Genomic DNA, 23,586 nt, shown 5'->3' on the forward strand with positions numbered 1-23,586 from the left:
TTCCTACTGAGATTCGCCCGTCATGAATGCCCCTGTGCAGAACGATCCGCCGCTCTTCTACCAGCCTTCAGGCAATGAGGTGGCGCTGTTCACCCACGCCTCCGCGCAGGGCATGCCGGTGCTGATCAAGGGCCCGACTGGCTGCGGCAAGACGCGCTTCGTCCAGCACATGGCGCAGCGCCTGAACCTGCCGCTGTACACCGTGGCCTGCCACGACGACCTGTCGGCGGCGGACCTGGTCGGCCGTCACCTGATCGGCAGCGACGGCACCTGGTGGCAGGACGGCCCGCTGACCCGCGCGGTGCGCGAGGGCGGCATCTGCTACCTGGACGAGGTGGTGGAAGCGCGGCAGGACACCGTGGTGGTGCTGCACCCGCTGGCGGACGATCGCCGCGAGCTGTTCATCGAACGCACCGGTGAATCCCTGGTGGCGCCGCCGGGCTTCATGCTGGTGGTGTCCTACAACCCCGGCTATCAGAACCTGCTGAAGGGCATGAAGCCCAGTACGCGCCAGCGCTTCGTCGCCCTGCGCTTCGATTACCCGACGCCGGAAGTGGAAGCCGGCATCATCGCCCGCGAGGCCGGGGCTTCTTCCGAGCTGGCGCAGCGCCTGGCACAACTGGGCGTGGCCCTGCGCCGCCTGGGCCGGCAGGAGCTGGAAGAGGTCTGCTCGACGCGCCTGCTGGTACTCACTGCGCGCCTGCTGCAGGCCGGCGTGGCGCCGCGTGATGCCTGTCGCGCCGGGCTGGCCGAGCCGCTGTCGGACGACGAGGCCACGGTCGCCGCGCTGATGGACCTGGTCGATGTCCACTTCGCCTGAGGCGACGCTCAGCGCCCGGCACCTGCCGGGCGACCTGGCGATGTGGTTCTTCATCCTCGCCGAGCTGACCGTCTTCGCCATCCTCATCATCGTCTTCGCCGTGACCCAGCACCTGGACGTCGAAGGCTTTCGCGCCGGGCGCGCGCAGCTGGACCTGTCCACCGCCCTGGCGCTGACCCTGACCCTGCTTACCGCCGGCTTCTGCGCGGCGCTGGCGGTGGAGCAGATACGCCACGGCCGCCAGCGCCGAGCGGCCGTGTTGCTGGGCATTGCCGTGCTGCTGGGACTGGCCCATGTGGTGCTCAAGTCCGGCGAATACCATCACCTCGCCGCACGCGGGCTGGACCTGGAGTACAGCACCTTCTTCACCCTGTTCTGGCTGATCACCGGCTTCCACTTCCTGCACGTGCTGCTGGGGTTGGTGATCCTCGGCTGGATGACCCTGCGTTGCCTGCGCGGCACCTACCGCAGCGACGCCCTGGGCGGGCTGGAGTCCGGCGCGTTGTATTGGCACATGGTCGACCTGGTCTGGGTGGTGCTGTTCCCGCTGGTCTACGTGCTGGCGCCTGGCTCATGAGGACGTTGCTGCTCGCCTGGCTGCTGATGCTGCCGATGTCCGTCGCCTCGGTCTGGCTCGGTCACCATGCACCCGACCTGCTGCTGCCGGTGGCGGCGATCCTGCTGCTGGGCCTGGGCAAGGCCTGGATCATCACGCTGCGCTTCATGGAGCTCAGCCACGGCCCGCGACTGTGGCAAGCGCTGCTGCTCGGCTGGCCGCTGGTGGTCACCGGCGTGATTCTGGCCCTGCACGCAACTCCCTGATTTTTCTTCGAAAAAATACCTGACTGGAAGCATTGGTCTTTCTTGATTGCCATCAAGCGAGAGGTCCTAGGTCGCTTCCTACAATGGCCCCGACCGTGACCTAGGAGGGCCCCATGTCAGAGACATTTACCAAAGGGATGGCGAGGAACATCTACCTGGGAGGAGGCGTTTTCTTCTTCCTGGTATTCCTCGCGCTGACCTATCACACCGAAACCACCTTCCCCAAGCGCACCAACCAGAGTGAGCTCACCGAATCGGTGGTGCGCGGCAAGCTGGTGTGGGAGCAGAACAACTGCGTGGGTTGCCACTCGATCCTCGGCGAAGGCGCCTACTTCGCGCCGGAGCTGGGCAACGTAGCGGTCCGCCGTGGCGGTGACGCGGCCTTTGGCAGCTTCCTCGCGGCCTGGATGAAGATGCAGCCGCTGGGCGTGCCCGGTCGCCGGCAGATGCCGCAGTTCCACCTGAGCGACCAGGAGGTCACTGACCTTGCGGCGTTCCTGCTGTGGACATCGAAGATCGACACCAACAAATGGCCGCCGAACAAGGAGGGTTGAACATGAACCCGGGCAATCCCTATCTGAAATTCGCCTCGCAGTCGGTGGCCAAGCCGTACTTCGTGTTCGCCCTGATGCTCTTCGTCGGGCAGATCGTCTTCGGACTGATCATGGGCATGCAGTATGTGGTCGGTGACTTCCTGTTCCCGGCGATCCCCTTCAACGTCGCGCGGATGGTGCACACCAACCTGCTGATCGTCTGGCTGCTGTTCGCCTTCATGGGCGCGGCCTACTACCTGATCCCCGAAGAGGCCGACCGCGAGCTGTACAGCCCGAAACTGGCCATCGTGCTGTTCTGGGTGTTCGCCATCGCCGGCGTGCTGACCATCCTGGGCTACCTGCTGGTGCCCTACGCGGGCCTGGCGAAGCTGACCCACAACGAGCTGCTGCCGACCATGGGCCGGGAGTTCCTCGAGCAGCCGACGATCACCAAGATGGGTATCGTGGTGGTGGCGCTGGGCTTCCTCTTCAACATCGGCATGACCATGCTCAAGGGCCGCAAGACTGCCGTCAGCGTGGTGATGATGACCGGCCTGGTAGGCCTGGCGGTGTTCTTCCTGTTCTCCTTCTACAACCCGGAAAACCTGTCCCGCGACAAGTACTACTGGTGGTGGGTCGTGCACCTGTGGGTGGAAGGCGTGTGGGAACTGATCATGGGCGCGATGCTGGCCTTCGTGCTGATCAAGATCACCGGCGTCGACCGCGAGGTCGTGGAGAAATGGCTCTACGTGATCATCGCCATGGCCCTGATCACCGGGATCATCGGCACCGGCCACCACTTCTTCTGGATCGGCGCGCCGCAGGTCTGGCTGTGGCTGGGTTCGATCTTCTCCGCGCTGGAGCCGCTGCCGTTCTTCGCCATGGTGCTGTTCGCCTTCAACATGGTGAACCGTCGTCGCCGCGAGCACCCGAACAAGGCCGCCGCGCTGTGGGCGCTGGGCACCACCGTGACCGCCTTCCTTGGCGCCGGCGTGTGGGGCTTCCTGCACACCCTGGCTCCGGTGAACTACTACACCCACGGCTCGCAGCTCACCGCCGCCCACGGCCACCTGGCCTTCTACGGCGCCTACGCGATGATCGTCATGACCATGATCAGCTATGCCATGCCGCGCCTGCGGGGCATCGGCGAAGCGCCTGACGCCCGTGCGCAGAGCCTGGAGATCTGGGGCTTCTGGCTGATGACCATCTCCATGCTGCTGATCACCCTGATGCTCACCGCCGCCGGCATCGTCCAGGTCTGGCTGCAGCGCATGCCCGCCGATGGCGCCGCCATGCCGTTCATGGCCACGGTCGACCAGCTGAAGATCTTCTTCTGGCTGCGCCTGTACTCCGGTGTCGGTTTCTTCATCGGGCTGATCTGCTACCTGCTGAGCTTCCGCCAGCGCGGCCGCGTGGCCGTTGCCTCGGGCGCGGCTCAGGTGAGCTGATCGATACCGTCCACCCGGGCCCGACCGCTTTGCGGCGGGCCCTTTTTTCGTTCTGCAGGGGGCGCCATGACCATCCACCTCGAAATCGAAGAAGGCTTCGGCCGCGTCTGGCACCGCTTCATCACGCGCCGCGCCAGCCCGGAGTTCGAAGAGGCGGCAGTCAGCCTGGAGGAAGTGCGGCGCAGCCTGCTGCTACTGTTCCGCGGCACCGGCGGCGAGGCCGGGGTCGGCGTGGAGGCGGCCAGCGCCCGCGAACTGCTGGTGCGCCGCAGCCTGCTGCAGCAGGTGGCCGGCACCTGCCAGCAATTGCCGGTGGCCTGGTTCGACGCTGATTCCCTGCGCCTGCCCGCGCAGTTGGCTGTATACCCCGACGCCGAACTGAACCGCGAGCTCTACCGCTGGCTGGCGCTGCTGGCCGCGCACAGCCAGCCGATGCGCCACTGGGCGCGCGACAACCAGACCTGGACCTGCGCCGTGCTGGAGCGCTACCCGCTGCTGCGCCCGCGCTACCGTCGACTGGTGGAAGCGCTGCTCGGTCTGCGTCCCGACCCCGCTGATCTGCCACCGGCGGAAGCAGAACTGGAGCTGGCGCTGCAACGGGCGCTGCGCGATCCGGGTAGCGTCGAGCGTCTGCCACGCAGTGAAAAGGCGCCGTGGCCGGTGCCGTTGTGGCTCTACCCGCCGCAACGACTGGCCGCGCCGCAGCACACCGACCTGATCGACGGCGACGAGCACGGCCGCTCCGCCCACAGCGAAGCCAAGGGCCTGGCACGCAAGCGCGCCGAGCGGGTCGAGCAGGACCCCGGTCGCGGCGGCCTGCTGCTGTTCCGCCTGGAAAACCTGTTCAGCTGGTCCGAGCACATCGAACTGGATCGCGCCGGCGACGACAGCGAGGACCTCGACGCGGCGAAGGTCGCCGACGACCTCGATCACCTGAGCATGTCCCGACAACGGCAGAAGAAGGGCGGCGGGCTGAAGCTCGACCTCGACCTGCCGGCCGCCGACTTCGACGACGTGCCGCTGGGCGAGGGCATTCGCCTGCCGGAATGGGATTACCGTCGCCAGCAACTGATCGACGACCACGTCTGTCTGCAGCCGATGCTGCCCCGCGATGCCGTTCCGGCGCCGCTGCCGGACTCCCTGGCGCCCATTGCGCGGCGCCTGCGCCGGCAGTTCGAGAGCCTGCGCCAGCAGCCCCAATGGCTGCGCCGGCAACCCCAGGGCGCGGAGCTGGACCTGGAAGCCTGGCTGGACTTCAGCGTCGAGCGGCGCCTCGGCGCCTGCAGCGAGCCCGGACTGTTCCTCGAGCGCCGGCAGACCCGCCGCGACCTTGCGTGCCTGCTGCTGGCGGACCTGTCGATGTCCACCGACGCGCACATCGACAACGACCACCGGGTGATCGACCTGATCAGCGACAGTCTGCTGCTGTTCGGCGAGGCGCTGCAGGCGGTGGGCGACCGGTTCGCCCTGTACGGGTTCTCCTCGCTGCGCCGCCAGCAGGTGCGCCTGACCCAGCTGAAGACCTTCGATGAGCGCCACAACGATGTGGTGCGCGGGCGCATCCGCGCGCTGCGACCGGGCTACTACACGCGCATGGGCGCGGCGATCCGTCGGGCGACGCAGTTGCTGCTCGAACGCAAGGAGCGCCAGCGGGTGCTGCTGATCCTCACCGACGGCAAGCCCAATGACCTGGACCTGTATGAGGGGCGCTACGGTGTCGAGGACACCCGCCAGGCCGTGCTGGAAGCCCGTCGCGCGGGGCTGGTGCCGTTCTGCATCACCATCGACCGCGAGGCGGCCGACTACCTGCCGCACCTGTTCGGCAGCCAGGGCTATCTGTTGATCAACGATCCGGCGCAGCTGCCGGTGCAGTTGCCGCAGCTCTACCGGCAGCTCACCCGCCGGCAGGGCTGACCATTGTGGGGGCGCGCCCTGCGCGCGATCGCGGGCATGGCCCGCTCCTACAGGGTGAAACCACGGGGTCGGATCGGGGACGTAGGGCGAATGAAGCGGGACGCTTCATCCGCCGCGGCGGATAACGCCTGGGGCGTTATGCGCCCTACAGGGTGTTCACAGGTAGCGGCGGAAAGCGGGAATCAGCGCGGCAACCACACCATCATCACCCCGCAGAACACCGCGAGAATGGCGCAGTACCAGGCGAAGCGCCGCAGCCTGCGTTGCTTCGCCAGTTCCTGGTCCACCGGCAGGGGCATCCCGCACTGCGGGCAGTCCGCAGCATCCTCGGGGCTCTCGTGCTGGCAGTACAGGCACTGGCGCATGGCTTACTCGAACTGTTCCAGCCGCGCCACATCGAGCACCTGCACGGTGCGGCCGTTGAGGTCGATGATCTTCTCGTCGATCAGTCGCCGCAGCACGCGGGAGAAGGTCTCCGGCTGGATCGACAGGTGCCCGGCCACCAGTTGCTTGGCCATCGGCAGTTCGAAGCGGCCGTCCTGGTTGCCATGGCGGTTGAGCTGGGTGATCAGGTAGCGCACCACGCGGTGGGTGGAGTTCTTCAGCGACAGCGTCTCGATCTCGTTGATCCGCCGGTGCAGGCGCACGCAGAGAGTGGCGAGCAGGGAGAAGGGCAGCTGCGGGTTGCTGTGCAGCAACTCCATGTAGGTGCGGTTGGCGAAGCGGTAGACCTGCGTGGGCTCCAGCGCCTGGGCCGAGGCCACGTAGTCGGAGGTGTCCATCAGCATCATGGCTTCGGCGAAGGTCTGCCGGCTGCCGACGACCTCCAGCACCTTTTCCTGTCCCTCCGGCGTCAGGCGGTAGATCTTCACCGCACCGGAAATCACGAAATAGAAGGAGTGGGCCGGCTCACCCTGGAGGAACAGCTTGTCGCCTTTCTCCAGGTTGAGCAGCGTGCTGGTGGCGAGCAGCTGCTCCAGCTGTTCTTCGTTGAGCACGTTGAACAGATGGTGGCCGCACAGAATCTGGTGGTGGACGCGATGCGCGAGCATGGCGGAGCGCTCCTGGGCGGGGACAATCCCGCCAGTATGCGCGATGCCGCTGGGCAGCGTGGTGAGACAAGCTGTCACTGGTCGCCCTCCTGGCTCCCGGTCCGGCACTCAGGCCGGGTGGTTGGCGCCCAGGAACAGCAGGTTGTTCTCCAGGTGGATGTGCTGCATCAGGTCGCGGCGCAGCTCTTCCAGGCCGCTGTAGAGCCGGCGCCAGCTGTTGCAGCCGTCCGCCGGCACGGTGAGGTCGTCGGTCAGGTCAGCCAGCGCGGCGAGGGATTGCGAGTGTTCGTCGTGCTCATGGCGCATCACGCCGATCGGGCCCTGCACGTGGGTCAGCGGGATGCCCTGGCGCAGCCAGGGGAACAGCACGCTTTCCTCCTTGCACATGTGCCATTCCAGTTCTTCCTGCATCTTCTTCAGGTGCGCGGTCAGCCCGGCCGGGCATTGCGGATGCGCGGCGTGGGTCTTCTCGACGCGCTCGGCCAGCGGAATCAGCGCCGGCAGCTGTTCGCGATGGACCTTGTGGTAGCGCTCGAGGATGTGGTCGATCAACTGGTCGTTGCTGGTCAGGCGCCAGTCGGTCTGGTCGTTGGCAGGCGGCAGCGACTGCAGTTCGGCGGCGATGCGCTGGGCGTCGAGGCCCTGTTCGCTGGCGGCTTCGCCCAGGCTGCGCTGGCCGGCGCAGCAGAAGTCGAGCTTGTAGTCGTGGAACAGCGCGGAGCTGCCCGGCAGGCTGAAGGCCAGGTCGCTCAGGGTGCGCTCGGTGAGGTTGTCGGTCATGGCGGGCCTCGGGTGGAGTGGGGCACGGCGGCCGCAGTCGTCGTGGCGGTGGTGGTGAGTCTAGGGAAAGCGGCGCGTCGGTCTCCTTGATTGCAGTCAAGCGCCCTCGTGCACCACTTCCCGCTCGTCGCCGCCGGCGACCCGCATCAATTGCTGCGGGTTGCACACCAGCAGCTTCTGCCGGCCGCCGACCACCAGGCCGCGGTCTTCCCAGGCGCTCAGGATGCGCGAGACGGTGTGCAGGGTGGTGCCGGTCATCTCGGCGATGTCCTGGCGGGTGACCGGGAAATCGATGCGGATGCCGTCGGCCTCCGGTCGACCTGACTGCTGCACCAGGCGCAACACGGTGTGGGCGACGCGCCGTTCGACCTCTTCGGTGGCCAGCTCGCAGAAGCGCACGTGGGCTTCCTGCAGGCGCTCGCCGATGGCCTGCACGGTGTTCAGGGCGAAGCCGGGGTGGCGGGCGAGCAGGGGTTCCCACTGGCCGGTGGGCCAGGCGAGGACCAGGCTGTCCTGGCTGGCCGTGGCGGTGGCGGGGTAGTCGCGCCGGCCGAGGGCGCGGACGAAGCCGAACAGATCACCCGGATTGACCACGCGCACCAGCACGCGCTGGCCGTCGCCGGTGAGCTGGGTGGCTTTGAGCCGGCCGTGCACCAGCAGGTAGAAGCTGGTCGCCGGCGAGCCTTGCTCGAACACGGCCACGCCGCTGTTCAGGCGCAGGATGCTGGCCTGGCGGAGGATGTCGTCCTGTTCCTCGCGGCTGCTGTTGGCGAATGGCGGCAAGCTGCCCAGCCAGGCGCGGTTCAGCGAGATATCAGCGGTCACGGCAGTGATTCCCGTCGGTTCGCCGCAGCATAACGGTTAAGCGCTGCGACGAAACTTGAGGGGAATCAAGGGATATCTCTGACCAGGCGGAAACCGAGGTTGTCCGGTGGCTGGCCGGCGCTGCAGCCGCCGCCGCGGGCATCGCGGACGAAGTCGTTGATCGCCGCGCGATGGCGCCCTTCGGCGATGCGGATCGAGCAGTACTCGGCGCGGTGGGTCTGGGTGCCCTGGGCGTCGAGGTTGACCCGCTGGTGGCAGCTCTGGGTCCACTCCCAGACGTTGCCGCCCAGGTCGGCCACGCCGTATTCGTTCAGCCCGTGGTTGCCGCGCGCCTGGGGCAGCGCCGAGGCGCTGGTACGGGTCTCCGCTTCCAGGCGGTAGCGAGCCAGCCAGCGTCGGGCAGGGTTGCTGCCATCATCGTCTTCGATGCGCAGGGCATCGTCGGCCCAGCGCGTGCCGGCGAAGAAGGCCCACTCGCGGTCGGTCGGCAGCCGCCATTGCTGGCCGGTGCGTTTGGACAGCCAGTCGGCGTAGAGCTGCGCGTCCAGCAGGCTGGCACCGGTCAGGGGCAGGTCGTCGCGGGGAGCGCTGTTGTCCAGTGCCAGGTTGTCCAGCGCCAGGCAATCGCCCTCGGCCACGCAGCGGGCGTATTCGCCCTGGCTGACCTGGAATTTCATGACTTCGAAGCGCGGGGACAGGTGTTCACGCTGCGACGGCGCATCCACCGCCTGCTTCTCCAGCCAGTAGTCGCCCGCCGGGCGGAAGTCGAAGTCGCGGGGCTCGAGCCGCACGGTTTGTGGCGCGAGCTCTGGTGCGTACTGTGGCCGCAGCAGGAGGAGGGCCCCGCCCAGCAGCAGTACGGCGGGTACGCCGATCAGGATGGTCTTGCGCATGGTCTGCCTGGTCGCCGGTATCGATTAGGGGGAAAGGGCCGGCCCGGATGGGCCGGCCTCGGGGCTTACTTGATCGCAGTCGGTGGCTGGATCTGGCTCATCAGGTCGTTGTTCCATTGGCCTTCGACCTGGATGTGCGCCGCAGCGCCCAGCAGCACAGCCTCGATGAGGTTGTGGTTGAGGTAGGTGTACAGGCCCGGCTGCAGGAAGGTGTACAGCGCCGCACCGGCCGCGCCGCCCGGGATGAACCAGGTTTCCAGGTCTTCCTCCGGCGGGTTGTGGAACTTGCCGGTGGCCCAGACGTGGTCGCCATGGCCGCCGATGAGGTGCGGGCGGGTATCGCGGTTGGCCTGGGAGTGGACGATCAGCACGGTCTCGCCGACGTTGGCCTTGAGCGCGTTCTTGCCGGTGAGGGCGCCGACCTTGCCGTTGAACACGATGTGGCTGGGGATCAGCCCCTTCATGACTTCCTGCATGTCGTTGTAGCTTTCCATCGGCGTGCCGTAGCGCTTGAACTTGCCGTCCTTGTCACGCGGGACGTAGTAGTCCTGCTCGCCGATGTAGACCACCTTGTCGTACTTCAGGGATTTACCTTCGCGGTCCTTCAGGCCGTCGCGCGGCAGCACCATGATCGCGCCGTTCATGCCCGAGACCACGTGCCATGGGATCATCGCGCCGCCCGGTGCGCAGTGGTAGACGAACACGCCGGGGCGGGTGGCCTTGAAGCGCAGCTTCACTTCCTCGCCGGGCTGGATGATGGTCAGCGCGCCGCCGCCCAGGGCGCCGGTGGAGGCATGGAAGTCGATGTTGTGGGTCAGGGTGTTGGTCGCCGGGTTGACCAGGGTGAGCTCCAGGTAGTCGTCCTGGTGTACCACCATCATCGGGCCGGGCACCGAGCCGTTGAAGGTCATGGCGTGGATCTCGGTGCCATCGTCGTCGATGACCAGCTTCTTCTCCTCGATCACCATGCGGAACTGCACGACCTTGGGCTTGCCCTTGGCGCGCTGTTCATGGGCATGGACGAAGGGCGGAGCGACCAGCTCGACCTGGACGTGCTCCAGCTTCGAGAGGTCCAGGGCCGGACCCATGTTCTTCGGCGCTGCCTCCCCGTCGGCCATGGCCTTGCCGCTGCCGAGCATGCTGCCGGTAACGCCCAGCACCACGGCGCCGGCCAGCAGGGTGCGGCGGGAAAGCGAAATCTCTTCCTGATCAAACATGGATAACTCTCCGTAATCGACGAACTGTCGTTGGCTACAGAAATACCCGGTCGGCAGATTCCTTCTTTGAGCCGGAACAAAGAAGGAATCAGCTGGACAACGTGTCGCAGGCTCTGTTGTGCGGTAGATCGCGTTTACAGTCTTGTACCCATGCAGGCGGGCAAGACCGGGCGCGGCGAGGTAAGATTCTTCCTGCTCTGAATTCCGGCCCGGCGTGCGGGCTGCAACGGACAAGGATCATTCATGCGTCTGTACGGACTGACCCTGCTGGCCCTGATCACCGGCTGCCTTGGCGTGCAGGAAGCGCGCGCGAGCAGCGACGACTCCTGCTACCCGAGCTGGAACCTCAAGCGCGACTCGCTGGACGTGTGCAACAGCTTGCCGTTCCTCAGCCCGGGCAACGACAGCCGGGTCAACCTGCAGCTGCTGCTGGCCGACGCCGGCCAGGCCAGCATTCCCAATCGCGCGCTGACCGACGATGAGCAGCAACTGGGCTACGGCCAGGTGCCGTTCCCGCTGGCGCGCTGGCTGGAAGGTGCCGCGCCAGGGGATTCGACCGACAGCGCCAGCGCTGCCAGCACCGCACCGCTGGCCGACCTCGCCGCGCGTATCGGCCTGCCGGCGGATGCCGTGCAATCCTCCGCGGACAGCTTCGCCAGCGGCGAAGGCAGTCGCTGCCGCAGCAACAACGCGGGCACCGCCCAGGATTTCCTCAGCCAGCTGTTGCTGGTCGACAGCCTTTCCGCCGCCGAACGCCAGGACCTGGCCCGCGCGCGCCTGACCCTGCTGGGCGCCTGCCAGTGGGACGAAACCCAGCTCAGCGTGCTGCTGCCGGGTGACCTGCAGAGTGCGCAGGCCTTGGCCTACCGCAGCTACCTCAAGGGCGCCGCGGACTTCTACAGCGGGCGTTTCGGCGACGCGCTGAAATCCTTCCGCGCCCTGCAGGACAGCGACCAGCCCTGGCTGAAGGAAACCTCGCGCTACATGGTCGCCCGTGCCCTGCTCAACCAGGCGCAGCAGAACGCCTTCGACGAGATGGGCTACCCGGACCTGCGCAAGGTCGACAAGAAAATCCTCGCCCAGGCCGACACCGCGCTGGGCGACTACCTCAAGGCTTATCCACAGGGCCGGTACAGCGCTTCGGCCAAGGGCCTGACGCGCCGCGTCTACTGGCTGATGAGCGATGAAAGCCGACTGGCTGGCGAGTACGCCGAACTGTTCGCCCGCGAGGATGCCGATGACCTCGCCCAACTGGTTCAGGAAGTCGACAACAAGCTGCTGGTCACCGCCCATCCTGCCGACGTGCGCGACGCGCGCCTGCTGGCGGTGCTCGACCTGATGCAGATGCGCCACCACGAACCCAACGAGCCCCGCGCCCTCGACGCCGCCGGGCTGGCCGCGCAGAAGGACCTGTTCGCCAAGTACCCCGGCCTGCACGACTACCTGACGGCGGCCTTCCTGCTGTACGTCGAGGAAAAGCCCGCCGAGGCACTGAAATCCCTGCCCGAAGAGCTGCCGGCCAAGCTCGATTACCTTGCCTTCAGCCAGCAGGCCCTGCGGGGCTTCGCCCTGGAAGCCGGCAATGACTGGATCGCCGCCGAGAAGCTCTGGCTACGCCTGCTGCCGCTCGCCGAGCAACCGCTGCAGCGCGAACAGCTGGAGCTGGCGCTGGCTTTCAACTACGAGCGCAGCGACCGTCTGGTGAAGGTCTTCGCCGAAGGCTCGCCGGTGCATACGCCGATCATCCGCGAGATTCTCCTGCGCCATGTCGCCGGCCCCGACCTGCTGCGCCAGCAGGCGAAATCCACCAGCATCTCGGTGGAGGAGCGCGATACCGCGCTGTTCGCGCTGCTCTACAAGGACCTGCTGCACGGTCAGTACCAGGCCTATATCGACGACCTCGCGCTGTTGCCCACCGACGGCAGCGGCAAGCCGCTGGGCGCGAGCATCGGCTACCTCTACGGCAGCATGCCGCTGTCGCTGTTCCAGTGGCCGGGCGGCAAGAACGACAGCGGCTACGAATGCCCGGCCATCGTCGACGTCGCCCGCGACCTGCTGCAGAGCCCGCAGCCGCCCAAGGCGCTGAACTGCCTCGGCGAGTTCATCCTGCGCAACGGCCTGGACGGCTTCCCGCTGGATACCCAGCCCAGCGAGCGCGAACTGGGCGGCGGCGAATCGCTGTTCCCCGGGACGGCCTACTCGCGCATGGACGGCTACCTCAAGGTCATCGCCGACAAGCAGGCCGTGGAAGAGGACCGCGCCTACGCGCTGTTCCGCGCCATCAATTGCTTCGCGCCCAGCGGCTATAACGGCTGCGGCAGCCAGGACATCGCCCCGTCGCAGCGCAAGCAGTGGTTCCGCACCCTCAAGGGCCAGTACTCCGCCACGCCCTGGGCGAAGTCCCTGAAGTACTACTGGTAAGCCCCGTGCGGCGCGTGCTGGCCCTGGCGCTGGCGTTGCTCGCGGGCAACACCCCGGCGGCCGGCGTGGACGCCGCGGACCACGACGCGTTCTGGCTCTGGAGCGGCGTCGCGCCCCAGCCCGTGCTGGCCCAGGCACGCACTCTCTACGTCCTGCAGGGGCAGGTCAGCGCGCCGCGCCATAGCGATGGTCGCGCCCGGCTGATCGCCCAGGGCATCGCCATCCCGCGCCTGAAACAGGGCGAGGTGTGGGTGGTCTACCGCGCCCACACCTTGCGCTGGAACGAAGACATCTACCGCACCCTGCTCTCGCAACTGCGGCGCTGGCGAGCCGCCGGCAATCCGGTGGTCGGCGTGCAGATCGACTTCGATGCGCGCACGCGCTACCTGAACGAGTACGTCGACTTCCTCCAGGACCTGCGCACGCGCCTGCCTGCGGGCTGCAAGCTGAGCATCACCGGGCTGATGGACTGGGGCAGCAACGCTGCGCCTGAGACCATCAACCGCCTGGCCGGCGTGGTGGACGAAGTGGTGGTACAGACCTACCAGGGGCGCCAGACCATCCCCAACTACCAGGCTTACCTGCCGCGCGTGGCGCGCCTGCAACTGCCCTTCCGCATCGGACTGGCGCAATACGGGGAATGGCAGGCACCGGCCTACCTGGCGAAGAGCCGGTGGTTCAGGGGGTATGTGGTGTTCCTGCAGAACCCTTAGCAGCGCAGGTCGGAATTGCGCAGGGCTCCCCTGCAGGGGCGCCCCACGGGCGCGATCACGGGCATGGCCCGCTCCTGCAGGGAAACTCCGGCGGTCAGTCAGTTCCCGCCACACCCGCACTTTCCGCAATCGCTCCCGCAACCGCCGGCTGCCGCCGGTTCCCGCGCATCGCGGGTCGAGCCGCCCTTCAGGTTGCGCATCAGCAGCGCGTATTGCAGGTCCAGCTCCTCGGGTAGTGGGAGGTAGACCACATGCCCGTCGCCGGGCGCGACGCCGATGGATTCGCCGCGGTTGTTCTCCAGCGCGTGCAGGCGGAAGGTGCGGTTGCCCGCCGGGGTCATCAGTTCGACGCTGTCGCCCATCTCGAAACGGTTCTTCACCCGCACCTCGGCCAGCCCATTTCGGCGCTCGCCGGTGAACTCGCCGACGAACTGCTGGCGCTCGGACAGCGAGTGGCCGTACTGGTAGTTCTGGTACTCGTCGTGCACATGGCGGCGCAGGAAGCCCTCGGTGTAGCCGCGGTGGGCGAGGGACTCCAGGGTGTCCATCAGGCCGAGGTCGAAGGCGCGCCCGGCGACGGCATCGTCGATGGCCTTGCGGTAGGCCTGGGCAGTGCGCGCGACGTAGTAGTGGGACTTGGTCCGACCTTCGATCTTCAGCGAATGCACACCCATCTGCGTCAAACGTTGCACGTGCTGGATGGCTCGCAGGTCCTTGGAGTTCATGATGTAGGTGCCGTGCTCGTCCTCGTACGCCTCCATCAGCTCGCCGGGGCGGTTGCCTTCTTCGAGCAGGACGATTTCCTTCGTCGGCGCGCCGATGCCCAGGGTCGGTTCGACGTTGCGCACCGCGTGGCCCAGCTCGTCCTCATGGGCGGCGTGGGTCTGGTATTCCCAGCGGCAGGCGTTGGTGCAGGTGCCCTGGTTGGGGTCGCGGCGGTTGATGTAGCCCGACAGCAGGCAGCGCCCGGAGTAGGCCATGCACAGCGCACCGTGGACGAAGACTTCCAGCTCCATGCCCGGCACGCGCTCACGGATTTCGCCGATTTCCTCCAGCGACAGCTCGCGGGACAGGATCACCCGCTTGAGCCCCTGCTGGCGCCAGAACTCCACGCTGGCCCAGTTCACCGCATTGGCCTGCACCGAGAGATGGATATCAACCTCGGGGAAATGCTGGCGAACCAGCATGATCAGGCCGGGATCGGACATGATCAGCGCATCCGGGCCAAGGGCGATCACCGACTCCACGTCCTGCAGGAAGGTCTTCAGCTTGGCGTTGTGCGGGGCGATGTTGACCACCACGTAGAGGCGCTTGCCCTGGGCGTGGGCCTCGTGGATGCCGGTGGCGAGGTTGGCGTGGTCGAACTCGTTGTTGCGCACCCGCAGGCTGTAGCGTGGCTGGCCGGCGTAGACGGCATCGGCGCCATAGGCGAAGGCGTGGCGCAGGCTCTTCAGCGAGCCGGCGGGGCAGAGCAGTTCGGGGGAAAACGGCGTGGGGGACATGGCGGCGCAGCGGGTAGTGGGAAAAAGGCCGCCACTCTAGGAAATCCGCGGGCTGCGCGTGCTGAGCGAGGTCAACGGATGCGCTATCCGCGCCGTCAGGCTCTTCGTAGGATGGTGTGGAGCGAAGCGATACCCATCAATACCTGGCGCCGGCAGCATGGGTATCGCTGCGCTCCACCCATCCTACGTCGTGTTCATCCGGTGAGATCGGCTCGGTGCATCACTCCAGCCAGCGCCGCCCCTGCAGCTCCAGCAGCGTCTGCGCCGGTTCCGGCCCGTTGCTGCCGGCGGGGTAGGGGCGCGGGCTCAGGTAGTGCTCGTGCCAGCCCTTGATGATCGGGTCGACCCAGCTCCAGGCCGCTTCCACCTCGTCGCGGCGCATGAACAGCGTCGAGTCGCCCTCGATCACGTCCAGCAGCAAGCGTTCGTAGGCGTCCCAGCGGCGCTTGTTGGTGCTGAAGGCCTGGGCAAGGTTGAGGTCCAGCTCCACCGGTTCCAGCTGCATGCCCTTGCCGGGGGTCTTGGCCATCAGCTGCACGCTGATGCGCTCCTCCGGCTGCAGTCTTATCCACAGGCGGTTGGCCGCGCCGGCACCGCTGCCGATCAGGCTGTTGGGCACCGGCTTGAACTGGATGACGATCTCCGAGCACTTCTTCGCCATGCGCTTGCCGGTGCGCAGGTAGAACGGCACGCCGCTCCAGCGCCAGTTGTCGATCTCTGCCTGAACGGCGACGAAGGTCTCCGTATCGCTGTCGTTGTCGACATTTTTCTCGAACCAGTAGGCCGGCACTTCCTGCCCGCCGATGTGCCCGGCGGTGTATTGGCCGCGCACGGTCTTGTCCTGCACGTCCTGCCCGGAAATCGGCCGGAGCGCCTGGAGAATCTTCACCTTCTCGTTGCGCACCGCTTCGGCGTCGAAGCGCACCGGCGCCTCCATGGTCACCAGGCAGAGCAGCTGCAGCAGATGGTTTTGCACCATGTCGCGCATGGCCCCAGCATGGTCGTAGTAGCTGCCGCGGTTCTCCACGCCCAGGGTTTCGCTGACCGTGATCTGAACGTGGTCGATGTGCCCGTTGCGCCACACCGGCTCGAACAGGGTGTTGGCGAAGCGCAGGGCCATCAGGTTCTGCACGGTTTCCTTGCCCAGGTAGTGATCGATGCGGAACACCCGCGACTCGTCGAATACTTCGCCGATGGCCTGGTTGATCGCCACCGCCGACTCCAGCGAATGCCCCAACGGCTTTTCGAGCACGATGCGCGCCAGCGGCCCGGCGAGACCGGCAATCTTCAGGTTCTGCGCAATCGGCGCGAACAGGCTCGGTGCGGTGGCCAGGTAGTGCACCAGCACCCGGCCATCCGTGCGCTTGAGGGCCTTGGCCACGCGGCCGAAGTCGGCGCTCTGGGAGGCGTCCATCGCCACGTATTCCAGGCGCTGGGCGAAACTGCGCCAGGCCTCGGCGGAAAAGTCGCTGCGCGCCACCTGGGCGCGGCAGTTGCGTTCGGCCAGGGCGAGGTAGGCGGCGTTGTCGCGCTGGCTGCGGGCGAGGGCGAAGATCCGCGTGTCGGCCGGCAGGCGATTCTCCCGGTGCAGGTGGTAGAGCGCCGGCAGCAGCTTGTGCAGCGCCAGGTCACCGCTGCCGCCGAACACCAGAATGTCGCAGGAGCTGGGAAGACTAAGGCTGGCGGGCGTATTCAAGACTTATTCCCTGGGCGTGGCGGTTAGTTTTGTAGTATAACTACAACAAGACTACATAAATTTCAGACAACTATCACCGAGCCTATCCCTGTGAACCTTTTGCAGCACATTGCCCAGTCGCGTCATCTGCTCCGCAAGTCGGAGCTCAAGGTTGCCGATCACGTGATGCAGGACCCTGCATCGGTCATGCACAGCTCCATGGCAGACCTCGCCCACAGCGTGGGCGTCAGCGAGCCGACCATCGTGCGCTTCTGCCGCGCCATCGGTTGCACCGGCTTCCAGGACCTCAAGCTCAAGCTGGCGCAGAGCCTGGCCGCCGGCGCCAGTTTCGGCCAGTTCTCGATCAACGAAAGCGACTCGGTGGCGGACTTCAGCCTGAAGATCTTCGACACCACCCTGCACTCGCTGATGGAAGTGCGCGAGAACCTCGACACCCACGCCCTGGAGCGCGCCATCGCGGCCATCGCCCATGCCCAGCGTGTCGAGTTCTACGGCTTCGGCGCCTCCGGCGCGGTGGCGGCGGACGCCCAGCACAAGTTCTTCCGCCTGCTGCTGTCGGCGGCGGCCTACTCGGACCCGCACATGCAGGCCATGTCGGCGGTAACCCTGAAGCCCTCGGACGTGGCGATCTGCATCTCCCAGTCCGGCCGCTCCAAGGACCTGCTGGTGACCGCCAACCTGGTGCGCGAAGCCGGTGCCACGCTGATCACCCTGTGCCCCAGCCAGACCCCGCTGGCGGACCTGGCCACGGTGAACCTGGCGGTGGATGTCCACGAAGACACCGATATCTACACCCCGCTGACCTCGCGTATCGCTCACCTGGTGGTGATCGACGTGCTGGCGATGGGCGTGGCCATGGCCCGCGGCCCGGACCTGGTGAATCACCTCAAGAGCGTGAAGCGCAGCCTGCGCAGCCTGCGCCTGTCGCCGAAGGTGGTGAAGAACCATGAGGAGCGCCCGGAAGAGGCGTCCTGATCCGTCCCTGACGGTGTCGCCGACCGCCCGTCGGCGTCACCGGGGCTTCACCACCACGTCGTCAAACGGTCATCCGTCGTCAGCATGCTGGCGTCTCCAGCCCTTAGGCCTTGGGAGATGCGAGATGCCCCGCCATATCGACGACACCCAGCTCCAAGTGGATAGCAAGACCCGCCGCAAGCTCGAAGACCAGCGCCGCATGCAGTTCCGTCGCGCCATCGAGGACCGCATGGAGGCCCAGCGCCTCGCCCTCGAAACCTCCGATTACCCCGACCTGATCGCGGCCGCCTACCTCACTTCGGCGAAGGCGGGCCGGCGAAGCGTTCGGCCAGCTGGCTGATCAGCGCCCGCTCTTCACGGATGAAGGCGACGAACGCCTGGGCCACCGGGCTCAGGCGCTTGCCGCGGGCGTGCACCAGACACCAGCTGCGGTAGAGCGGCAGTTCTTCCACCGGCAGCTCATGCAGCAGCCCGGATTGCAGCTCGCGGCTCACCGCGTGGCGCGGCAGCAGCGCCAGTCCCAGACCCGCCAGCACTCCTTCGCGTGAACCTTCCAGCGAGGCGAACTCCAGTGTCTGCGGGAAGTGCGCGCGCTTCTGCTGGAAATGTTCCTCGCAGGCCTTGCGCGTGCCCGAGCCGGGCTCGCGGATCAGCAGCGGGTAGGGCTCCAGGTCCTTCAGCGAAAGCTTCGCGGCGTTGCACAGCGGATGGTCCGGCGGCGCCACGGCCACAATGGGGTTGTTCAGGAAGGGCAGGAATTCCAGCGCCATGTCCTGCGGCACCAGGGACATGATCACCAGGTCGTCGCGGTTGTCCGACAGGCGTTTGATCACCTGGGCGCGGTTGACCACCGTGAGGTTCAGGCTGACGTCCGGGTGCTGCGCGTGGAAGGTGGCGAACAGGTGCGGGGTGATGTACTTGGCGCTCGATTCCACTGCCAGGCGCAGTTGGCCCTGCAGCGAGCCCTTGAGGTCGGAGAGGTTCATGTCCAGCACTTCCAGGCGCTGGAAGATGTCGGTGGTGGCGCGCAGCAGGGCGTCGGCGGCATCGGTCTGGTAGAGCTTCTTGCCGATGTACTCGAACAGCGGCTGGCCGACCAGTTCTTCCAGCTGGCGGATCTGCAGGCTGACCGCCGGCTGGGTCAGGGCCATTTCCTCCGCGGCGCGGCTGTAGGAACGGCTTTCGCACACCGCACGAAAAACCTGCAGCTGGCGAAGGGTCATACGCATCAATGACTTACGCATAGAACACGGCCTGATCGCGACATTTCCGCTCAACTATAAAGCATTCTTTATGGCTACCCCAATAATTATTGATTTTGGTTAATCCTCCCTCCCGCGCTAGGGTAAAAACACGCCGGAACCCGCTCCGGCCGAGAGAGCCAGCTGCCGCGACCGGAGCTGCCGATGGGTTTTTACGCCGGGGTCCAAAAGGCCCGGGCCGAGGGAAAGCCGCAGTGATCAAGAAAATCCTGATCGCCAACCGTGGGGAGATCGCTGTCCGGATCGTGCGCGCCTGCGCCGAGATGGGCATCCGTTCGGTGGCCGTCTATTCCGATGCCGACCGTCACGCCCTGCACGTCAAGCGCGCCGACGAAGCCCACAGCCTGGGCGCCGATCCGCTGGCGGGTTACCTGAACCCCCGCGCCCTGGTGAACCTGGCGGTGGAAACCGGCTGCGACGCCCTCCACCCGGGCTACGGCTTCCTCTCCGAGAACGCCGAGCTGGCCGATATCTGCGCCGAACGCGGGATCAAGTTCATCGGCCCGTCGGCGGAAGTCATCCGCCGCATGGGCGACAAGACCGAAGCGCGCCGCAGCATGATCGCCGCCGGCGTGCCCTGCACCCCCGGCACCGAAGGCAACGTCGCAGACCTGGCCGAAGCCCTCTCCGAAGCCGAGCGCATCGGCTACCCGGTGATGCTCAAGGCCACCTCCGGCGGTGGCGGCCGCGGCATCCGCCGCTGCAACAGCCGCGAAGAGCTGGAGCAGAACTTCCCCCGCGTGATCTCCGAGGCCACCAAGGCCTTCGGCAGCGCGGAAGTCTTCCTCGAGAAGTGCATCGTCAACCCGAAGCACATCGAGGCGCAGATTCTCGCCGACTCCTTCGGCAACACCGTGCACCTGTTCGAGCGCGACTGCTCGATCCAGCGCCGCAACCAGAAACTGATCGAGATCGCCCCCAGCCCGCAGCTCACCCCCGAGCAGCGTGCCTACATCGGTGACCTCTCCGTGCGCGCGGCGAAGGCCGTGGGCTACGAGAACGCCGGCACCGTGGAGTTCCTGCTCGCCGATGGCGAGGTGTACTTCATGGAGATGAATACCCGCGTGCAGGTGGAACACACCATCACCGAGGAAATCACCGGCATCGACATCGTCCGCGAGCAGATCCGCGTGGCCTCCGGCCTGCCGCTCTCGGTCAAGCAGGAAGACATCATCCACCGTGGCTTCGCGTTGCAGTTCCGGATCAACGCCGAAGACCCGAAGAACAACTTCCTGCCGTCCTTCGGCAAGATCACCCGCTACTACGCGCCCGGCGGCCCCGGCGTGCGCACCGACACGGCGATCTACACCGGCTACACCATCCCGCCGTACTACGACTCGATGTGCCTGAAGCTGGTGGTCTGGGCGCTGACCTGGGAAGAGGCGCTGGACCGTGGCCTGCGTGCGCTGGACGACATGCGCGTGCAGGGCGTGAAGACCACTGCGGCCTACTACCAGGAAATCCTCAAGAACCCGGAATTCCGTAATGGCCAGTTCAACACCAGCTTCGTCGAAAGCCACCCGGAACTGACCCAGTACTCCATCAAGCGCACCCCGTCGCACCTGGCCATCGCCATCGCTACCGCCATTGCCGCCCACGCTGGCCTGTGAGGAATTCGTACATGACCGTTTCCAAGAAAGTCACCGTCACCGATACCATCCTGCGCGACGCCCACCAGTCGCTGCTGGCGACCCGGATGCGCACCGAAGACATGCTGCCGATCTGCGACAAGCTCGACCAGGTCGGCTACTGGTCGCTGGAAGTCTGGGGCGGCGCCACCTTCGACGCCTGCGTGCGCTTCCTCAAGGAAGACCCGTGGGAGCGCCTGCGCAAGCTCAAGGCCGCGCTGCCCAATACCCGCCTGCAGATGCTCCTGCGCGGGCAGAACCTGCTCGGCTACCGCCACTACAGCGATGACGTGGTCCGTGCCTTCGTCGCCAAGGCGGCGGTCAACGGCATCGACGTGTTCCGCATCTTCGACGCGATGAACGACGTGCGTAACCTGCGCGTCTCCATCGAGGCCGTGAAGGCCGCCGGCAAGCACGCCCAGGGCACCATCGCCTACACCACCAGCCCGGTGCATACCATCGACGCCTTCGTTGCCCAGGGCAAAGCCATGGCCGACATGGGCGTGGACTCCATCGCCATCAAGGACATGGCCGGCCTGCTGACCCCCTACGCCACCGGCGAGCTGGTCAAGGCGCTGAAGGATGCGCTGCCGCTGGACGTGGTCGTGCACTCCCACGACACCGCCGGCGTCGCCAGCATGTGCCAGCTCAAGGCTGTGGAAAACGGCGCCGACCGCATCGACACCGCCATCTCCAGCATGGCCTGGGGCACCAGCCACCCGGGCACCGAGTCGATGGTTGCCGCCCTGCGCGACACCCCGTTCGACACCGGCCTGGACCTGGAGCTGATCCAGGAAATCGGCATGTACTTCCACGCCGTGCGCAAGAAGTACCACCAGTTCGAGAGCGAGTTCACCGGCGTGGATACCCGCGTGCAGGTCAACCAGGTTCCGGGCGGGATGATTTCCAACCTGGCCAACCAGCTCAAGGAACAGGGCGCGCTGAACCGCATGCCGGAAGTGCTCGCGGAAATCCCGCGGGTTCGCGAAGACCTCGGCTTCCCGCCCCTGGTCACCCCGACCTCGCAGATCGTCGGCACCCAGGCGTTCTTCAACGTCCTGGCCGGCGAGCGCTACAAGACCATCACCAACGAAGTGAAGCTCTACCTGCAGGGCCGCTACGGCAAGGCGCCGGGCAAGATCGACGAAACCCTGCGCCGCCAGGCCATCGGCAACGAAGAAGTCATCGACGTGCGCCCGGCCGACCTGCTCAAGCCGGAGCTGAACAAGCTGCGCGAAGAGATCGGCAGCCTGGCCAAGTCCGAGGAGGACGTGCTGACCTTCGCCATGTTCCCGGACATCGGCCGCAAGTTCCTCGAAGAGCGTGCCGCCGGCACCCTGAAGCCCGAAGAGCTGCTGCCGATCCCCAACGGCAAGGGCGTGGCCGCTGCTGGCGGTGAAGGCGTACCGACCGAGTTCGTGGTCGACGTGCACGGCGAAAGCTACCGCGTGGACATCACCGGCGTCGGCGTGAAGACCGACGGCAAGCGCCACTTCTACCTGTCGGTGGATGGCATGCCCGAAGAGGTGGTGTTCGAGCCGCTCAACGAGTTCATCGGCGGCGGCGGCAACAAGCGCAAGCAGGCCAGCGAGCCGGGCCACGTCAGCACCACCATGCCGGGCAACATCGTCGATGTGCTGGTCAAGGAAGGCGACAGCGTGAAGGCCGGCCAGGCCGTGCTGATCACCGAAGCAATGAAGATGGAGACCGAAGTGCAGGCGGGCATCGCCGGCACCGTGAAGGCCATCCACGTAGCCAAGGGCGACCGGGTCAACCCCGGTGAGATCCTGGTTGAAATTGAAGGCTGACCAAGGACAGACGGGTCTTTAAGGTTCAGTCCCACGGGGGAGCACGATGCTCCCCCTTTTTTTGCCCGGAGGATTTCCGGCGTCGCGCCATTGGTTGATCTGCGTCGGAAAATTCCTTCAGAAAGGCTCTATGTTCCACGCTGGGAAAATTGACTGACCAGGGTGCGGCGATGGGGAGAGTCGTTCTGTTGTGGGTGCTGCTGTGCGGGGCCACCCAGGCTTTGGCGCAGTCATCGGAGATGATGGATCGCCTTGCCGCCCTGGAGCAGGACCCGGCCAAGCGCGAGCAGGCCTATACCGCCGCGCAGGAGCGCATCCTGCTGTGCAGCAAGTGCCACGGCAAGGATGGCAACAGCAAGCGCGACTACATCCCCAACCTGGCCGGGCAGAACCCGCAGTACCTCTTCGACGCCTTCGAGAAGTACGTCGACGGCCAGCGCACCGACTTCGTGATGAACCAGGCGGCCAAGCTGCTGAGCATCAACGAGCGGGTCAACATCGCCTACTACTTCAGCCAGCAGAAGGTCCTGCCCCGCGCGGAGGCGGCGCCGGACAAGGCGCTGGTGGAACAGGGCGCCCGGCGCTTCGCCACCGTCTGCGTCACCTGCCACGGCGAGAAGGCCATGGGGCACGACGGCTTCCCGCGTATAGCCGGGCAGCCGCAGGTCTACCTGACCCATGCCCTGCAACGTTACCGCGACAAGGATCCGAGCCGTGCGGACTCGCCGATGCTGGCGGTGGCGGCACTGCTCAACGATGACGACATCACCTCACTGGCTGCCTATATCAGCCAGCTGCAGCCCTGAAAGCAGCCAGCCGCCCGGAGGCGGCTGGCTGTTGGACTGAACGGCGGAGGCTTACTGCTGCTTGTCGTCGGCCGGCTTGGCTGCTTCAGCGTCCGGCTGGACCGGGGCGGCGGCTTGTTCGGCAGGCGCCGTCGACTCTGCCGGCGCGGTCTGTTCAGCAGGGGCTGTCGGTTCTGCCGGCTTGGCTTCCGGTTGGATCGCAGGCTTGGTTTCCTGCTGGGCAGCTGCGGGGACGGCAGTCTTCGAGGCTTGTTCCTCTTGCTTGCCACAGGCGGCAAGAACGGCGCAGGCAGCGATCAGGATGCAAAGCTTTTTCATGGGAGTGCTCACTCATCGAGGTTGGGCGGATACCGGTCGGCTGACCGGGGCGGCAAGCTTTGCCGTCGGCGCTCGCTGAGGCTATGTGTCGGGATCCGAGACAGGCCGCGAAATTTCCGAATCTCTCGTCTTAACAGCGCCCAAGAAAAAGCC

The 23,586-nt window shown here is 66.4% G+C and carries 23 protein-coding genes; 13 read left to right on the forward strand and 10 right to left on the reverse strand.

Translation table 11 applies throughout. From position 1 onward, the window contains the following. Positions 1-22 precede the first annotated feature (22 nt). The 6 genes from IB255_RS14580 (at position 23) to IB255_RS14605 (ending at position 5,537) form a co-directional block, all read left to right on the forward strand. Positions 23-820: a CbbQ/NirQ/NorQ/GpvN family protein gene (locus IB255_RS14580; RefSeq protein ID WP_081519085.1), complete on the forward strand. Its 798-nt coding sequence runs from the start codon at positions 23-25 to the stop codon at positions 818-820. After that, the gene (locus tag IB255_RS14585) at positions 804-1,397 is read left to right on the forward strand and encodes a cytochrome c oxidase subunit 3 (protein WP_081519086.1); all 594 of its coding nucleotides are present in this window, start codon (positions 804-806) and stop codon (positions 1,395-1,397) included. The genes IB255_RS14580 and IB255_RS14585 overlap by 17 nt, the downstream gene beginning before the upstream one ends. After that, a complete protein-coding gene (locus IB255_RS14590) occupies positions 1,394-1,642 on the forward strand; it encodes a cytochrome C oxidase subunit IV family protein (RefSeq protein ID WP_081519087.1) in 249 nt (82 codons plus the stop codon). The genes IB255_RS14585 and IB255_RS14590 overlap by 4 nt, the downstream gene beginning before the upstream one ends. 113 nt (positions 1,643-1,755) lie before the next feature. Next, entirely contained in the window at positions 1,756-2,196 is a 441-nt protein-coding gene (locus IB255_RS14595; RefSeq protein WP_045213987.1) for a c-type cytochrome, read from the forward strand. A gap of 2 nt (positions 2,197-2,198) precedes the next feature. Continuing rightward, positions 2,199-3,623 carry a cbb3-type cytochrome c oxidase subunit I gene (locus IB255_RS14600; RefSeq protein ID WP_081519088.1) on the forward strand — a complete coding sequence of 475 codons (1,425 nt, stop codon included), beginning with the start codon at positions 2,199-2,201 and terminating at the stop codon, positions 3,621-3,623. Between the two features lie 66 nt (positions 3,624-3,689). Further along, positions 3,690-5,537, forward strand: a complete 1,848-nt coding sequence (locus tag IB255_RS14605) for a nitric oxide reductase activation protein NorD (RefSeq protein WP_081519089.1) — start codon at positions 3,690-3,692, stop codon at positions 5,535-5,537. A 182-nt stretch (positions 5,538-5,719) separates the two neighbouring features. Here IB255_RS14605 and IB255_RS14610 read toward each other — a convergent pair whose 3' ends face one another. The 6 genes from IB255_RS14610 to nirK all read right to left on the reverse strand — a co-directional run bounded on the left by IB255_RS14610 (position 5,720) and on the right by nirK (position 10,304). After that, positions 5,720-5,902 (reverse strand): protein DnrP, encoded by a 183-nt coding sequence (locus IB255_RS14610; protein ID WP_081519090.1) that lies wholly within the window; start codon positions 5,900-5,902, stop codon positions 5,720-5,722. A gap of 3 nt (positions 5,903-5,905) precedes the next feature. After that, the gene (locus IB255_RS14615; protein ID WP_081519091.1) at positions 5,906-6,589 is read right to left on the reverse strand and encodes a Crp/Fnr family transcriptional regulator; all 684 of its coding nucleotides are present in this window, start codon (positions 6,587-6,589) and stop codon (positions 5,906-5,908) included. A gap of 108 nt (positions 6,590-6,697) precedes the next feature. Beyond that, on the reverse strand, positions 6,698-7,369 hold the full coding sequence (gene ytfE, locus IB255_RS14620) for an iron-sulfur cluster repair protein YtfE (protein ID WP_081519092.1): 672 nt from the start codon (positions 7,367-7,369) through the stop codon (positions 6,698-6,700). A gap of 96 nt (positions 7,370-7,465) precedes the next feature. After that, on the reverse strand, positions 7,466-8,194 hold the full coding sequence (locus IB255_RS14625) for a Crp/Fnr family transcriptional regulator (RefSeq protein ID WP_139791608.1): 729 nt from the start codon (positions 8,192-8,194) through the stop codon (positions 7,466-7,468). 65 nt (positions 8,195-8,259) lie between these two features. Next, on the reverse strand, positions 8,260-9,087 hold the full coding sequence (locus IB255_RS14630) for an SUMF1/EgtB/PvdO family nonheme iron enzyme (protein WP_081519093.1): 828 nt from the start codon (positions 9,085-9,087) through the stop codon (positions 8,260-8,262). 65 nt (positions 9,088-9,152) lie between these two features. After that, complete coding sequence (gene nirK, locus IB255_RS14635) at positions 9,153-10,304, reverse strand: copper-containing nitrite reductase (RefSeq protein ID WP_081519094.1); 1,152 nt, start codon at positions 10,302-10,304, stop codon at positions 9,153-9,155. 243 nt (positions 10,305-10,547) lie between these two features. Between nirK and IB255_RS14640 the strand changes: the two genes are divergently transcribed. Together IB255_RS14640 and IB255_RS14645 are read left to right on the forward strand one after the other, a co-directional pair. Beyond that, positions 10,548-12,725 carry an outer membrane assembly lipoprotein YfiO gene (locus IB255_RS14640; protein ID WP_081519095.1) on the forward strand — a complete coding sequence of 726 codons (2,178 nt, stop codon included), beginning with the start codon at positions 10,548-10,550 and terminating at the stop codon, positions 12,723-12,725. Positions 12,726-12,730: 5 nt separating this feature from the next. After that, complete coding sequence (locus tag IB255_RS14645) at positions 12,731-13,438, forward strand: DUF3142 domain-containing protein (protein ID WP_081519096.1); 708 nt, start codon at positions 12,731-12,733, stop codon at positions 13,436-13,438. Between the two features lie 98 nt (positions 13,439-13,536). Here IB255_RS14645 and yegQ read toward each other — a convergent pair whose 3' ends face one another. Next, positions 13,537-14,940, reverse strand: a complete 1,404-nt coding sequence (yegQ, locus tag IB255_RS14650) for a tRNA 5-hydroxyuridine modification protein YegQ (RefSeq protein ID WP_081519097.1) — start codon at positions 14,938-14,940, stop codon at positions 13,537-13,539. A gap of 220 nt (positions 14,941-15,160) precedes the next feature. Beyond that, positions 15,161-16,636 carry a glucose-6-phosphate dehydrogenase gene (gene zwf / locus IB255_RS14655; RefSeq protein ID WP_192210519.1) on the reverse strand — a complete coding sequence of 492 codons (1,476 nt, stop codon included), beginning with the start codon at positions 16,634-16,636 and terminating at the stop codon, positions 15,161-15,163. Positions 16,637-16,726: 90 nt separating this feature from the next. Here zwf and hexR point away from each other — a divergent pair, with 90 nt between their 5' ends. Next, positions 16,727-17,611, forward strand: a complete 885-nt coding sequence (hexR, locus tag IB255_RS14660; protein ID WP_045214017.1) for a transcriptional regulator HexR — start codon at positions 16,727-16,729, stop codon at positions 17,609-17,611. Positions 17,612-17,735: 124 nt separating this feature from the next. After that, on the forward strand, positions 17,736-17,951 hold the full coding sequence (locus IB255_RS14665; RefSeq protein ID WP_081519099.1) for a PA3496 family putative envelope integrity protein: 216 nt from the start codon (positions 17,736-17,738) through the stop codon (positions 17,949-17,951). On the opposite strand, the gene IB255_RS14670 is transcribed toward IB255_RS14665, so the two are convergent. Next, on the reverse strand, positions 17,905-18,840 hold the full coding sequence (locus IB255_RS14670) for a LysR family transcriptional regulator (RefSeq protein ID WP_192210520.1): 936 nt from the start codon (positions 18,838-18,840) through the stop codon (positions 17,905-17,907). The genes IB255_RS14665 and IB255_RS14670 overlap by 47 nt on opposite strands. Positions 18,841-19,067: 227 nt before the next feature. Between IB255_RS14670 and IB255_RS14675 the strand changes: the two genes are divergently transcribed. From IB255_RS14675 to IB255_RS14685, 3 genes are all read left to right on the forward strand, one after another. Further along, positions 19,068-20,483, forward strand: a complete 1,416-nt coding sequence (locus IB255_RS14675) for an acetyl-CoA carboxylase biotin carboxylase subunit (protein WP_024766119.1) — start codon at positions 19,068-19,070, stop codon at positions 20,481-20,483. 11 nt (positions 20,484-20,494) lie between these two features. Further along, positions 20,495-22,309 (forward strand): sodium-extruding oxaloacetate decarboxylase subunit alpha, encoded by a 1,815-nt coding sequence (gene oadA, locus IB255_RS14680; RefSeq protein WP_081519101.1) that lies wholly within the window; start codon positions 20,495-20,497, stop codon positions 22,307-22,309. A gap of 170 nt (positions 22,310-22,479) precedes the next feature. Next, positions 22,480-23,115 carry a c-type cytochrome gene (locus IB255_RS14685; RefSeq protein WP_225594832.1) on the forward strand — a complete coding sequence of 212 codons (636 nt, stop codon included), beginning with the start codon at positions 22,480-22,482 and terminating at the stop codon, positions 23,113-23,115. Between the two features lie 51 nt (positions 23,116-23,166). On the opposite strand, the gene IB255_RS14690 is transcribed toward IB255_RS14685, so the two are convergent. Further along, positions 23,167-23,433, reverse strand: a complete 267-nt coding sequence (locus tag IB255_RS14690) for a hypothetical protein (RefSeq protein ID WP_081519102.1) — start codon at positions 23,431-23,433, stop codon at positions 23,167-23,169. Positions 23,434-23,586: the final 153 nt, after the last annotated feature.

It is taken from the genome of Pseudomonas sp. PDM22 (assembly GCF_014851965.1).
GTDB lineage: Bacteria > Pseudomonadota > Gammaproteobacteria > Pseudomonadales > Pseudomonadaceae > Pseudomonas.

Coding starts and splice junctions, on each gene's coding strand:
- IB255_RS14590 (WP_081519087.1), top strand. CDS start 1,394: ATGAGGACGTTGCTGCTCGCCTGGCTGCTGATGCTGCCGATGTCCGTC.
- IB255_RS14665 (WP_081519099.1), top strand. CDS start 17,736: ATGCCCCGCCATATCGACGACACCCAGCTCCAAGTGGATAGCAAGACC.
- IB255_RS14585 (WP_081519086.1), top strand. CDS start 804: ATGTCCACTTCGCCTGAGGCGACGCTCAGCGCCCGGCACCTGCCGGGC.
- IB255_RS14600 (WP_081519088.1), top strand. CDS start 2,199: ATGAACCCGGGCAATCCCTATCTGAAATTCGCCTCGCAGTCGGTGGCC.
- IB255_RS14640 (WP_081519095.1), top strand. CDS start 10,548: ATGCGTCTGTACGGACTGACCCTGCTGGCCCTGATCACCGGCTGCCTT.
- yegQ (WP_081519097.1), bottom strand. CDS start 14,940: ATGTCCCCCACGCCGTTTTCCCCCGAACTGCTCTGCCCCGCCGGCTCG.
- ytfE (WP_081519092.1), bottom strand. CDS start 7,369: ATGACCGACAACCTCACCGAGCGCACCCTGAGCGACCTGGCCTTCAGC.
- oadA (WP_081519101.1), top strand. CDS start 20,495: ATGACCGTTTCCAAGAAAGTCACCGTCACCGATACCATCCTGCGCGAC.
- IB255_RS14670 (WP_192210520.1), bottom strand. CDS start 18,840: ATGCGTATGACCCTTCGCCAGCTGCAGGTTTTTCGTGCGGTGTGCGAA.
- IB255_RS14690 (WP_081519102.1), bottom strand. CDS start 23,433: ATGAAAAAGCTTTGCATCCTGATCGCTGCCTGCGCCGTTCTTGCCGCC.
- IB255_RS14580 (WP_081519085.1), top strand. CDS start 23: ATGAATGCCCCTGTGCAGAACGATCCGCCGCTCTTCTACCAGCCTTCA.
- IB255_RS14685 (WP_225594832.1), top strand. CDS start 22,480: ATGGGGAGAGTCGTTCTGTTGTGGGTGCTGCTGTGCGGGGCCACCCAG.
- IB255_RS14615 (WP_081519091.1), bottom strand. CDS start 6,589: ATGCTCGCGCATCGCGTCCACCACCAGATTCTGTGCGGCCACCATCTG.
- IB255_RS14610 (WP_081519090.1), bottom strand. CDS start 5,902: ATGCGCCAGTGCCTGTACTGCCAGCACGAGAGCCCCGAGGATGCTGCG.
- IB255_RS14595 (WP_045213987.1), top strand. CDS start 1,756: ATGTCAGAGACATTTACCAAAGGGATGGCGAGGAACATCTACCTGGGA.
- IB255_RS14630 (WP_081519093.1), bottom strand. CDS start 9,087: ATGCGCAAGACCATCCTGATCGGCGTACCCGCCGTACTGCTGCTGGGC.
- IB255_RS14605 (WP_081519089.1), top strand. CDS start 3,690: ATGACCATCCACCTCGAAATCGAAGAAGGCTTCGGCCGCGTCTGGCAC.
- nirK (WP_081519094.1), bottom strand. CDS start 10,304: ATGTTTGATCAGGAAGAGATTTCGCTTTCCCGCCGCACCCTGCTGGCC.